Source organism: Thiohalorhabdus sp. Cl-TMA (genome assembly GCF_041821045.1).
Taxonomy (GTDB): Bacteria; Pseudomonadota; Gammaproteobacteria; order Thiohalorhabdales; family Thiohalorhabdaceae; genus Thiohalorhabdus; species Thiohalorhabdus methylotropha.
The window spans coordinates 48,334-60,359 of the sequence record NZ_JBGUAW010000006.1 but is presented as its reverse complement, the minus strand read 5'-3'; the positions used below and the strand labels follow the sequence as shown (position 1 = coordinate 60,359).

Below are 12,026 nucleotides of genomic sequence, written 5' to 3'. Positions count from 1 at the left end.
ACTTACGATGACGAAGAAAGGTCGGCTGGCTTCGGCCGCTTTGGCTTTCGGATTTCTCGCTGTCGCGGCTCCCGCGACGAATGCGGCTGAGGAAAAGCCTTATAAGGTGAATGAGGCATGCCGTGAAGGGGATCCCCGGAACTGCAAGGTGGATCTGGATACCTATATCGGATGGCGAACCTTCAACGCCTTCTGTTCCCGCTGCCACGGCGAGGGCGCCGTCGGCTCCAGCGTTGCGCCCAACGTGATGACCCGCATCGAGAACAAGAACATAACCTACGCCGATTTCGTCCAGGTGGTCTCCACCGGGACCGAAGGAAGCGTCGGCGTGATGCCCGCCTTCGGCCAGAACCCCAACGTCAATGATAAGTTCGGCAAAATCTGGTCCTACCTGCAAGCCCGGAAGGACGGCGTTCTCCCCATGGGCCGCCCCGGTAAGCTCCGGAACCAATAATCAGGTGGGCTCTCCCATATTCCAGCTATAAGAAGAGCTTGCTCATGAAACCGCACTCGTACGGCGAATACGTAAGCGGACGTTTTTGCAGGCTTGGTATGCTGGTTCTCGGCGCCCTGGTGCTCGCGGGCGTCGGGAGCCCTGCCGCAGCCCAGGAAGCACCGGAAGTGCAGGAGCGCGAAGCCTTCCGGGTGTGCGCCCCGCCGAACAACCTGCCCTTCTCCAGCCGCGAGGAGCGGGGATTCGAGAACAAGGTGGCGCAGCTGTTCGCGGAGGACCTGGGGCTCTCCATCGAATATACCTGGCTTCCGCAGAAAATGGGCTTCGGCCGCAACACCTTGACCAAGTACCTTCCCGAGAAGGGGCGGTACCGCTGTGACGTGGTCATGAGCGCCACGGAAGGGTTCGAGGTGGGGCAGACCACGGAGCCCTGGTACCGGTCCACCTATGTGATCGTCTACCGCAAGGGGATCTCCGACGAGCCCCTGAAAACTCCGCAGGACTTCTTGAACCTCCCCGAAGAGACCCTTTCGAGCCTGCAGATCGGGGTATTCACGAAGAGCCCCGGAGCTACCTGGCTGGTGGACAATCAGCTCATGCAGCAGTCTACCTCGTACAAGATCGATAGCGGAAATTGGCAGGACTATCCCGGTCAAGTCATCGCCAAGGGGATGGCGCGGGGTGAGGTGGACGCGGCGATCGTATGGGGGCCCATCGGGGGCTACTACACCAAGCGCCTCGCGGACTGTAGCGACTGCAAGAATACGGATTTCGGGCTGATTCCCTTGAACGGGGAAAAGAAGTATCCCTTCGTGTTCCCCATCTCCATGGCGGTCCGCTACAGCGATGATGGCCTCAAGGACACGCTGAATCGCCTAATGCAAGAACATAAAGCGGAGATCGACCGGATTCTGGCCGAATACAATGTCCCCATCGTCTCCGATGACGGGGAAGTCCACTGGGGCGATTGAACGGCCGTCAGCCGTGGTCGATTTTCCATTCAGATAAGGGGATGCACGCATGCTGTCAGGCCATCGTACCGGCCGGTTATTCACGCATCTTGCCTGCTTGGTGCTCGGCCTTTTCCTAGTGGGGGCGGCGCAGGGTGCGGAGGAGTTCTCCCGGGCCAACCAGCTCCTCTTCAAGACCGCCCACCTGGATAATCTTGATACCCCGGAGACTATCGTCTACAGCTTCTCTCGGCAGGGGTCGCTGGAAGAGGACTTCTCCGACGAGGTGCGGCTGGATATCGCCGAAAGCTCCAAGGGAGACGGCAAGCGGGTGGAAATCCAGCTCTTCACCGGGGAGCGGGAGCGTCCTTTCCCCGCCAGTCCCAATTCCGACGGCAATCCCGCCCTGATGGCCTTCCTGCAGCGGGATGTGGTCGAGATGGAGGAGCAGACCGACGGCTCCTGGCGGCATTTCCAGAAGTACATCAAGCTGGCCTTTGCGAATTCCGCGGAAGTGAAAGAGACCCGTTTCGACTTCAACGGGCAGCAGGTGGAAGGCTGGCGGATCCGGATCCAGCCTTACATCGAGGATCCGCATCGGGACAAGTTCGAAGAGCTTGCCGAGAAGTCCTACGAGTTCCTCCTTTCTCCGTCGGTTCCCGGTTACATCTACAAGATGCGCGCCTTTGTTCCCGGAAAGGAGCAAGGCGGGGAGCCCCGGCTGGTGGAAACTATGCAGTTCCAGAGCCGTCAGTAGTTCCCGTTGATCGCGTCTTTACGCTCTCTAGAAGAGCAAGCCAGTACCTTGGAGGATAACGAAATGGCGCGCGCCTTTAGTTGGGGCTTAAGGGGGGTAGTGGTCGGCCTCGTCCTGGCGATTGCCTCACCGTCCGTTGCCTGGGCCGCGATTCAGGAAAAGGAAAACGACAGCCATGACTATCCCACCCAGATCCGGGTGCGGTATGTCATGGAGTGCATGAAGCGCAACGGCGGCATGAACTTCGGCAATCTCTACAAGTGCTCCTGCACCATCGACAAGATCGCCGAGCAGCTGACCGTTTCCGAGTTCACCTTCGCCGAGACTTATCTCCGCGGCGCGGAGGCCGGTGGAGAGCGCGGCGAGCTGTTGCGCGAGGGCCCGGGCTCCGAGGATGCCCGGAGTCAGCTCCTGCAGGCCGAAAGCAACGCGGTGAAGGAATGTTTCCCCGATGGCGGGAACATGGATAGGGGCTCCGGAGGCAAGTAGCTCCTCTGCCCCTTTGCACCGTTCGGGCAGCCGCCGTGACCCTCGCTGGGCGCGGCGGCTTTTTTTGCGGCGCATCGGGCGCGCGAATAGGGTTCCTCCCGTTCCGGAAAGACCGCGGAAACGTGGAGCGCAGGGAGAGGGGTGGGGGAGCACCACAAAGCGCATGGAACGTACGGAGCAATTCGCGCTGGGCGCTGGCCTCCGGCCCTGGGGGCCAGCATGCCCCTGCGCCAAGCCGTCCTTCCTGGTGCGTGCGCTCGTCCACAGGCGACACGAGGAGCCGGAATCTGGTCAGCCGGTTGGCGCAGCGGGTTGGATTTGGGGGCGGTGGGCAAGGGGCCCCGTGAGAGGGGCCTCCCGGCCCCGACAAATGCGGTGTAAGAGGCTCGATTCCTGGGTGAGCGGTCAGGACTGCCCACAGTTTCGGGGCCGCACCGAGCAGGGCGGGATTCGCGAGATGGGGAACCCCGGGGCGGGTGCCGATGGTGGGAACGAATTACCCCCGGATCCGGGAGGTCCGTGTAAGGGCTTTTCCAAGAAAAAGGGGGGCCGATGGCCCCCCGGAGATATCTCTAGGATCGTTCCGGCGCTTGTCGTTCTCAGAAGCGCAGCATGCGCCGCACCACGCCGTCATTGCGGAAGGCGTGGTAGAGGGCGCCGCCGATGTGGGTGGCCAGAACGGCGAACAGCGCCCAGCAGGCCCAGATGTGGATATCGGAGAAGAACTGATTCAGGGGTTCGTTCTCTTCGCCCCAATTGGGAAGGTCCACGGTCCACCAGAAGGTGATCCCCCAGCCGCTGTAAGCGGAGGAAAGGTAGCCGCTCAGGCAGGCCAGCAGGATCAGGAAGTACAGGGCCGCATGATCCACAATCGCCAGCTTGCGCATCCAGCCCGACATGGAGCGGGGTAGGGGGCCGGGGCGCCTGCGGAAGCGATCGAAGAGGATGATCACTACCAACAGGATCACGGTGAGGCCGACGTTCTTGTGCATCTGGTACGGGAACGGCCGGGCATCGCCCCAGGGAAGCGCGAGCATCCACCAGCTCAGGGCGAACAGGTAGAAGATGCCCACCGCCATCACCAGGTGAAGCGCGGCAGTCAGAGCGCTGTAACCACGTTTTTCCGCCATTGTTTCCTGCCTAGAAATTGCGTTGCATCGCCGGTTTTTTTGGAAGGGGCGAGGGCCCGGCCAGCGAGCGCGTTGCGTTGGTCGGACGTCCCGCCCCGAATGGCTCCGGTACGGCCTGCAGGGAACCGCTCAGGTTTCCCGGGAAAGGCCCTTCTGGCTCCCCGCGTAGGCGGCCACCGCCAGGGCGATATGGAGCATGAGCCATAGGGTCCACTGCCAGAGGTACATGTCCCGCAGCATGGGGTTGCCGTTGGCCACGGCGATCAGTCCCACCGCATCCAGCACCGCGAAGGCCGTGAAAACCGCCACGGTGGCCATGGGAGCCCAGGCGCGTCCGTTGAGCAGGCCCAATGCGGACACCATGGAGAGCAGGGCCAGGCCGGTACCCGCCAGCGCGACGCCCATCTGGAAGCCCCGGAACCAGTCGGGACGGGCCACCAGGAACGAGGACACCTGGGAGGCCATCTCATCGCACACCACCGGCGAGACGCCTTCCTCCTCGAGCTCGTCCGGCGGGCACTCCCAAGAGTCTGCCCAGGCCTCCTGGGAGGGGAAATCCAGAACGTATTGCCTGGAGGCCTCCACGCCGAAATCCGCGGCGAGGTAGAGGCCTAGGACCACGGCTATGGCGCCGAGCCAGCTGGCCCAGGCGGGGATGGCCGGTGCGTCGATACCAGATTCGTCCGGGTTCGTTCTTTCCATTGCAGGCTCTCGTGGTGGCTGGAGGAGGCACTTTTCGGTGCCTCGGCTTGAAGAGCTTCCATGCCGCCGTTCGCGGCTGCTCGTCCTTGAAATTCAGCATCCTAGTCCCCCGGCGCGGCCGGGGGCAAGTTTTCCCGAATGGTTCTCCGCTTCGCGCAGGAAGGCTGTCGAAGCAGGGCTTCCGGTGCCGGGCTCCCGTTGGGAAAGGCGTCGCGGCCGGAGGCCGCTCCCACGGGCGCCGTTCCGTACGGGGAAGGGGCCGCCCTGAGCGAAGGGGACAACCGCTGTCCAAAGTCAGCCGGTAATATGGAAAAGGGCGCCCGCGAGGGGCGCCCCGAAGCAGCGCAGTCCTTGGGAGTGCTTAGAAGGACAGCACCGCGCCGACGCTGTAGTTGGACGAGGAGTTATCATTGCCGTTGTGGTTCTCGGCGGTGAAGTCGCTGTACTCGCCCACCAGCAGCAGGTTGTCGGTCATGTTGTGATAGACGCCCACGGTGTACTTCTCATGCTTGTCGAGAAGGGTATCCGGATCGTTATCGGTCTGGTCCAGGTTGCTCACGCCGTAGTTGACGCCGAGCTTGGTGTCACCGAAGGCATACGTGGCCTGGGCCAGGAAGCCGTCTGAATCCCGCTTGTCCCCCTGGCCATCGAAGCCGTCGAAGAACAACGCGGTGGTGCCGAGACCTTCGCCGGCATAGTAGGAGCCGAGCAGCGAAAGGTCGGCTACATTCAGCGTGGCGGTTACATCGTAGCCCGTGGACTCGCTGCCGTTATTCCCAACCGCCGGCATATCTTGCTGAATGAAAGAGGCGGATACGAACCCTTCCACCATTTCTGCGCCATACCGGTATTTAACCCGGCCATGGTATCCAGGGGTTTCAACCAGCTGTCCAGTAGTACTGGAAGAAATAGTTCCTTGGGCATTGCTAGCGGTTATGTCCGCCAAAGAGAACGTATCCAGGGGTTCAAACACGCCAACAGTGGCGGTAAAGCCCGAGAAATTGGGAGTGGTATAGTTGACCTGCGCCAGGGTGTCGGTATAGAGGTAGCCTACACCAATGGAGCCCAGGGTGGTGTTGGCGGGCGCCCCTACACTGCCATGAATGGGGCCCATACCCTGAATGGTCATGTCATTAATGATGGCGTCGAAGCCGAAGATGCCGTAATCGCGGCCCAGCTTGAAGGTGCCCACCTCATCCTTACCAAATTTCAGGAAAACCTGGCGGACATCCAAACCGGTGCTCCCCAGGCCAGTATTCTGTCCAGCACCACCGCCCCGAAGATTGGGTCCGCCTCCTCCGAGGGTATCGTTAGTGGCAATGCCGGGATACAGCCCGAGCTGGGCGTGAAGGTCCCAGCCATTCTGAACAGTGGAAGCGCCGAAGACGAAAGAAGCGGGAAGCAGGCCATTCTGAACGGAGAAGTTATCCTGATCTGTAGAACTAGTCGCCTGCGCACACGCCAAACCTGCGTCAACGGAAACAGCTGAAGAAGCGCTTTCGCAGCTCGTCATCGCCGCATGAACGTTCACCTGCCCGGACATGCTAAGCGTCCAGTCACCGGCCTCCCAGGACGCTGCTTGGGAGGAAGTGGCGGCGCTCATCAGTAGCGCGCCCGCCGCAGCGACAGATAAAGACTTGTAGTGCATTGCTCACCCTCTAGCGAGTGGGGGGAGCGCACCTGCCGGCGGTCTGTCCTTCCAGGCAGGGGCTCCCGTCCGTGGAAGTGCTATCCCATCCTGAAAGCAACTGGTATGCCACTATGTCGTATGCCCCTTGGAATATGCCGGGCATCCGGTGTCCCGGAAGTTTTCGGCTCCAAGGAAAGGGCAGGCTGATACAAAATGGGAACGAGCCTATTCCGTCAATGCTTCGTTTTTGGCGCAACGGAGCGGCATTGCGCAGCAAAAATATAAGCATATTTTTCTTTTTGTCAGGTATATATTTAGAACGTGTCTAAGGCAAAAAAGTCGGTGAATCGGACATAACGTCTCCTACGGACGCCGGAATATCCTGGGGAAGGGCATGCTATGGGTGCTCGGCCGGGATGAGCTGGTGACGGCTCAGGGGGTCAGCAGGCCCTTGATTACGGCGGTCACGCAACGGCCCAGGACGTCTGGGATATAGCCGCCTTCCAGGACCAGCCCAGTGGGTGGCGGGACGGCCGTCCCCGAGGCGGCGCGGCATTCCGTCACGAGCCGGGAGAAGTCACCTTCCGACAACCGCAGGTCGGAGAGGTCTTCGTCCCGGTGGCCGTCGAATCCGGCCGAGAACAGTAACAGGTCCGGCTGGAAGCTGTTCAGCGCGGGGAACAGCGTGTCACGGGCCAGGGCGTCCAGCTCGATGCCGGTGCAGCGCACCGGCAGGGGGATGCGGCTGGAATTGGCCGGAGCCGGTCCGGCGGGCGCGCCGAAACCGCCCTCCTGGTACAGGGAGAAGAACCGGACCTCCGGGCAGTCGGCCACCAGCCCCTCCGTGCCGTCGCCGTGGTGGGCATCGAAATCCACGATGGCGATACGCTCCGCGTTCAGGTTGCGGCGCGCATGGTGTGCCGCGATTGCCACATGGTTGAGCAGACAGAAGCCCCCTGCGGTGGATGTTCCGGCATGATGACCCGGGGGGCGCGTTAGGGCGAAGGCCGCCTCGGCCTCGCCCGACATCGCCAGCTCGGCGGCACGCAGGGCGGCGCCGGCCGCTCCCCGGGCGGCCTCCAGGGAGCCGGGGACCAGCAGGGTGTCCCGGTCCAGTGCGCTCCAGCCGCTCTCGGGCAGGTTCCGGGCGAGGTCCGCCAGGTATTGGGGGGCATGCAACGCGGTGATCTGGGCATCCGTGGCCGCTTTCGCCTCCACGTGCCGCACCAGGGGATCCAGGCCGGAGGCGATCAGCTGGTCGTTGACGGCATCCAGCCGGCCCGGCTGGTCCGGGTACGGGGCGGGCAGGCTGTATCGCTCGCACGCGGGATGCGAGACCACGGCAAGACTCATGACGGCTCCGTTGTAGGGGGACGCTACTTTACACCCCCGGAGACCCGGCTTGAAGGCCCCGGATCGGGTCCGTGGAGCCCGGGGAAGCGTGCCCTTCGCGATGCCCGTCGGGGTTCCAAAGGCCGCCGCTCGGACCTATCAGGGAGAACGGAATACCCGGCGGGCTGTGGGGGCTTTCCTCCCGATCCGTTCAATAAAAAGCCCCGCCGTTTGGCGGGGCTTTTGGGTGCTGCGGTCGGCGGGGGCTACTCCAGCTTGTACTGGTCCACCGAGGCGCGCAGGTTGTGGGCGAGCTCGCCGAGCTGCTCGGCGGCGGACTCCACCTGGGTGACGCTGCCGGCCACCTGCTCCACGGAGCTGGAGATCTCGGTCATGTTGCTGGTGGTCTCGCCCATGGTGGCGGCGAGCTCCTCGGCGGCGGCAGCGATCTGGTTGGCGGTGCTGTCGGTGTGCTCGATCATCTCCAGGACCTCCTTCATCTGGGTCTGGACATCGCTCATGGCGGTGACCGAGGACTCGGACTGCTCGCGTAGCTCGGAGACGATCTTGTTCACCTGGCCGGTGGCGTCGGAGGTCTGCTCGGCGAGCTTGCGGACCTCGTCGGCCACCACGGCGAAGCCCTTGCCCTGCTCGCCGGCGTTGGCGGCCTCGATGGCGGCGTTTAGGGCCAGCAGGTCGGTCTGCTTGGCGATGTTCTCGATGGTCTCCATGATCTCGTCGACGCGCTGGGTAGAGCCCTTGAGGTTGTCGATGCGCTCGGCGGCCTGGTCCACCGTCTGCATGCCCTTCTGGGTGCGGTCGGTGGTCTTGGAGGCGGAGTCGGAGACCTCGGCGATGTTGTTGGCCACGTCCTGGACGACGTTGTTGACCTCCTGGGCGGAGCTGGAGACCTCCTCGACGCGCTGGCTGGAGGAGCGGGCGTTGCGGGTGATCTCGTCGGCGGTGGAGGACAGCTCCTCGCTGGCGGCGGCCACCTGGGCGGTCTGCTGCTGGAGGCCGTTGAGCAGCTCGGTCTGGTTGTCCACGAGGTCGTTGACGGAGCCCGCCATGCGGCCGATCTCGTCGTTGCCGTCGGCGCGGGCGCGCTCGGTGAAGTCCTTGTCGCGCTGGATATGCTGGACGGTGGCGCTCACCGAGTTGATGGGGCCGAGGATGATCCGGGTGGTGACGAAGGCGATCAGGCCGATCACCGCCATGGCCGCCAGGGTCACCGTCAGTACCGTGGTCTCCATGCCGGCTCGTACCGCATTCCTTTGCTGTTTCTGGCCTTCCATGAAGGTGATGGCCGCCTTTTCCATGGAGTGGGCCGCCCCTTCCAGGTCCAGTATCTGCTTCTGGAATTCATCCCGGGTGGCGCTGTACTCGTCGAGGAGCTTCTTGTAGGTCGCCCCTTTCTCCAGGATGGTGTCCATGCGCGCCCGATCCCTGGCTTCCCGCAGGGCGTCCTTCTCGCTCCGGGCCAGCTCGCGAAGCTGGTCCACCCGGTCCTTGGCCTCCTGGAATTCCGTCTTGTTGTCGCGCCGCTTGTAGTTCTTCTCGGCGATGCGGGCTTCTTTCTTGAGGAAGACGATGCGGTTGGCGGCCTTTACCCGCTCCTGCCTGTGCCCGATTTCCTGCTGGCTGCCTCCGGAGCCGGCCACCGCGTTGAGCTCCCGCCGTTGGTCCTCGGCTAGGGCCGTGGCCGCCTGCTCCACGGCCTGGGCGGAGCTTACCAGCTTCTCATTGACCCCCCGGAAGCTTTTCCGCAGCTCCACCATGTGATGAAACCCTGAGCGATAGTTTTCGAGCGCCTGCAGGGTACGGTCCATGAGCGCCCGGTCTTCCTCCGCGCTGAGCGTGGTCCGGGTTTTCTGGGCCAGCGCTTCCACCTTGCCCAGGGCCTCGTTCAGCTTCTCTATTTCCTGGTCGTTATAGGTGTTCAGGTAGGTCTGCTCGGCGATGCGGGCCTCCCGCAATTGCTTGATGACGGCATCCGCATCGGCGGCGTGGTCCACCTTCGTCTGGTAGGACTCCAGGTTGATCTTGGTGATCAGGTACACGCCCAGGAGGGCGACGATGGCCAGAACCGGAATGACGGCCATCTTCCAGGCCATTGGCAGGTTTTTCAGAAAATTGAGACGAGACCCGTCCATGGGCAGGGCTCCTTTCCCCGGGGGTTGCGGAGGAAGTCTTAGTCCATCAGCTTAGTCGGCATTCTGCGACCAACGGCGGCGCATTGTGTCGTCCAGCGGCGACGAAGTCTCGTAAAGTTACCACTTTTTGAAAACGCTCAAAAAAAGAATGTTGGGTGCGACACAGGGGTTTCGGGTATGCCTTCCGAAGTACGCAAGGCGGAGCCCAAGGCCGGCGTATGGACGAAATCGGGCCTTGTCCGAAGAGGGCCCGTGCTGGTTGCCCCTGGGAATACCGGACGGAGTCGTCAAGTAGGGGGCCGGACATTTGAAGGGGAAGTCGGCAGGTTTCGGCGAGTACTTGGCAGACGACCGATAATCCCAAAAAAAGCCCCGCCTTATGGCGGGGCTTTTGGGTGCTGCGGTCGGCGGGGGCTACTCCAGCTTGTACTGGTCCACCGAGGCGCGCAGGTTGTGGGCGAGCTCGCCGAGCTGCTCGGCGGCGGACTCCACCTGGGTGACGCTGCCGGCCACCTGCTCCACGGAGCTGGAGATCTCGGTCATGTTGCTGGTGGTCTCGCCCATGGTGGCGGCGAGCTCCTCGGCGGCGGCAGCGATCTGGTTGGCGGTGCTGTCGGTGTGCTCGATCATCTCCAGGACCTCCTTCATCTGGGTCTGGACATCGCTCATGGCGGTGACCGAGGACTCGGACTGCTCGCGTAGCTCGGAGACGATCTTGTTCACCTGGCCGGTGGCGTCGGAGGTCTGCTCGGCGAGCTTGCGGACCTCGTCGGCCACCACGGCGAAGCCCTTGCCCTGCTCGCCGGCGTTGGCGGCCTCGATGGCGGCGTTTAGGGCCAGCAGGTCGGTCTGCTTGGCGATGTTCTCGATGGTCTCCATGATCTCGTCGACGCGCTGGGTAGAGCCCTTGAGGTTGTCGATGCGCTCGGCGGCCTGGTCCACCGTCTGCATGCCCTTCTGGGTGCGGTCGGTGGTCTTGGAGGCGGAGTCGGAGACCTCGGCGATGTTGTTGGCCACGTCCTGGACGACGTTGTTGACCTCCTGGGCGGAGCTGGAGACCTCCTCGACGCGCTGGCTGGAGGAGCGGGCGTTGCGGGTGATCTCGTCGGCGGTGGAGGACAGCTCCTCGCTGGCGGCGGCCACCTGGGCGGTCTGCTGCTGGAGGCCGTTGAGCAGCTCGGTCTGGTTGTCCACGAGGTCGTTGACGGAGCCCGCCATGCGGCCGATCTCGTCGTTGCCGTCGGCGCGGGCGCGCTCGGTGAAGTCCTTGTCGCGCTGGATATGCTGGACGGTGGCGCTCACCGAGTTGATGGGGCCGAGGATGATCCGGGTGGTGACGAAGGCGATCAGGCCGATCACCGCCATGGCCGCCAGGGTCACCGTCAGTACCGTGGTCTCCAGGCCCGCGCGAACCGCGTTGCGCTCCCGTACCTGGCTGCTGGAAAATTGGGAGGCCTCCTGCTCCAGGGAGCGGGCGGCCTGTACCATGGTGTCCACCTGTTTCTGGGACTTCTCGCGGGTGCTCGCGTATTTGTCCAGCAGGGCCCCGTAATTGCCGCCCGCCTCGAGGATGGAATCCATGCGGGCCCTATCCTCGGCCTGATTCAGTCGGTCCTTGGTCTGCTGCGCGAGGGTGCGCACCTGGTCGATGTTCTCCTTGGCCTTCTGGAGGGCGCCCTCGTCGTCGCGCCGGATATAGTTCTTCTCGGCGACGCGGGCCTCCTTCAGCAGCAGCACCATGCGGTTGAGGGTTTCCAGGTGCATCCGCTTGTCGGCAATGGCCCCGGAGGCATCGCCGGAGTCGATGAGGGACTGCAGCTCCTGGCGGAGCTCCTTGGCCAGGTTGACGGCCGCCTCTTCCACGCTGCGGGCCGCCGTCACCATCTTGTCGCTGACCGTCTGGAAGGTCTCCCGGTACTCCGCCACCTGGTCGAAGCCTTCTGCGTAGCGCTCCTTGGCCTGAAGAATGCGCTCCATGCGCGCCCGCTCGGACTGCTCGTCGAGCGAGGCCTTCGTTTCCTGCACCAGGGTGTCGATTTGCGCGAGATGCTCGCGCAGCTTCTCGATTTCTTTTTCCGCATCCCGGCGCAAGTAGTTCTTCTCGGCGATGCGGGCCGCCTTCTCGTGCTTGATGATGGCTTCCGCGGCGGCAGCCTGGTCCACCTTGACCTGATAGGTGTCCAGGTTGGTTTTGGTGATCAGGTACACGCCCAGGAGGGCGACGATGGCCATCACTGGAATGACGGTCATCTTCCAGGCCATCGGTAGGTTTTTCAGAATATTGAGACGAGACCAGTCCATTGGAGGATGGCTCCTTTCCCGGTGACGTGGGGGGTGGGGCCTTGCTCTATCCGTCAGGTCGGCATTTTGCTGCCCACGGTAGTACGTAATTTCACGTAGGGGGTGCGCACTATAAAAGAGTTATTAAA

The 12,026-nt window shown here is 63.1% G+C and carries 10 protein-coding genes; 4 read left to right on the top strand and 6 right to left on the bottom strand.

Annotated features, from left to right (window positions below; all coding sequences use genetic code 11):
- Positions 1-106 precede the first annotated feature (106 nt).
- From ACERLL_RS09545 to ACERLL_RS09530, 4 genes are all read left to right on the top strand, one after another.
- Positions 107-454, top strand: coding sequence for a c-type cytochrome (locus tag ACERLL_RS09545; protein ID WP_373655855.1), 348 nt, complete (start codon positions 107-109; stop codon positions 452-454).
- 44 nt (positions 455-498) lie between these two features.
- Positions 499-1,425, top strand: coding sequence for a quinoprotein dehydrogenase-associated putative ABC transporter substrate-binding protein (locus ACERLL_RS09540; RefSeq protein ID WP_373655854.1), 927 nt, complete (start codon positions 499-501; stop codon positions 1,423-1,425).
- A 49-nt stretch (positions 1,426-1,474) separates the two neighbouring features.
- On the top strand, positions 1,475-2,161 hold the full coding sequence (locus ACERLL_RS09535; protein ID WP_373655853.1) for a hypothetical protein: 687 nt from the start codon (positions 1,475-1,477) through the stop codon (positions 2,159-2,161).
- A 99-nt stretch (positions 2,162-2,260) separates the two neighbouring features.
- A complete protein-coding gene (locus ACERLL_RS09530) occupies positions 2,261-2,650 on the top strand; it encodes a hypothetical protein (RefSeq protein WP_373655852.1) in 390 nt (129 codons plus the stop codon).
- 599 nt (positions 2,651-3,249) lie between these two features.
- On the opposite strand, the gene ACERLL_RS09525 is transcribed toward ACERLL_RS09530, so the two are convergent.
- The 6 genes from ACERLL_RS09525 to ACERLL_RS09500 all read right to left on the bottom strand — a co-directional run bounded on the left by ACERLL_RS09525 (position 3,250) and on the right by ACERLL_RS09500 (position 11,898).
- The gene (locus ACERLL_RS09525; protein WP_373655851.1) at positions 3,250-3,780 is read right to left on the bottom strand and encodes a cytochrome b; all 531 of its coding nucleotides are present in this window, start codon (positions 3,778-3,780) and stop codon (positions 3,250-3,252) included.
- 129 nt (positions 3,781-3,909) lie between these two features.
- Positions 3,910-4,482 carry a hypothetical protein gene (locus tag ACERLL_RS09520; RefSeq protein ID WP_373655850.1) on the bottom strand — a complete coding sequence of 191 codons (573 nt, stop codon included), beginning with the start codon at positions 4,480-4,482 and terminating at the stop codon, positions 3,910-3,912.
- 361 nt (positions 4,483-4,843) lie between these two features.
- Positions 4,844-6,130: a porin gene (locus ACERLL_RS09515; RefSeq protein ID WP_373655849.1), complete on the bottom strand. Its 1,287-nt coding sequence runs from the start codon at positions 6,128-6,130 to the stop codon at positions 4,844-4,846.
- Positions 6,131-6,544: 414 nt separating this feature from the next.
- Entirely contained in the window at positions 6,545-7,465 is a 921-nt protein-coding gene (locus ACERLL_RS09510) for a histone deacetylase family protein (protein ID WP_373655848.1), read from the bottom strand.
- A 245-nt stretch (positions 7,466-7,710) separates the two neighbouring features.
- The gene (locus ACERLL_RS09505) at positions 7,711-9,597 is read right to left on the bottom strand and encodes a methyl-accepting chemotaxis protein (protein WP_373655847.1); all 1,887 of its coding nucleotides are present in this window, start codon (positions 9,595-9,597) and stop codon (positions 7,711-7,713) included.
- 414 nt (positions 9,598-10,011) lie between these two features.
- A complete protein-coding gene (locus ACERLL_RS09500; protein WP_373655846.1) occupies positions 10,012-11,898 on the bottom strand; it encodes a methyl-accepting chemotaxis protein in 1,887 nt (628 codons plus the stop codon).
- Between the last annotated feature and the right edge of the window lie 128 nt (positions 11,899-12,026).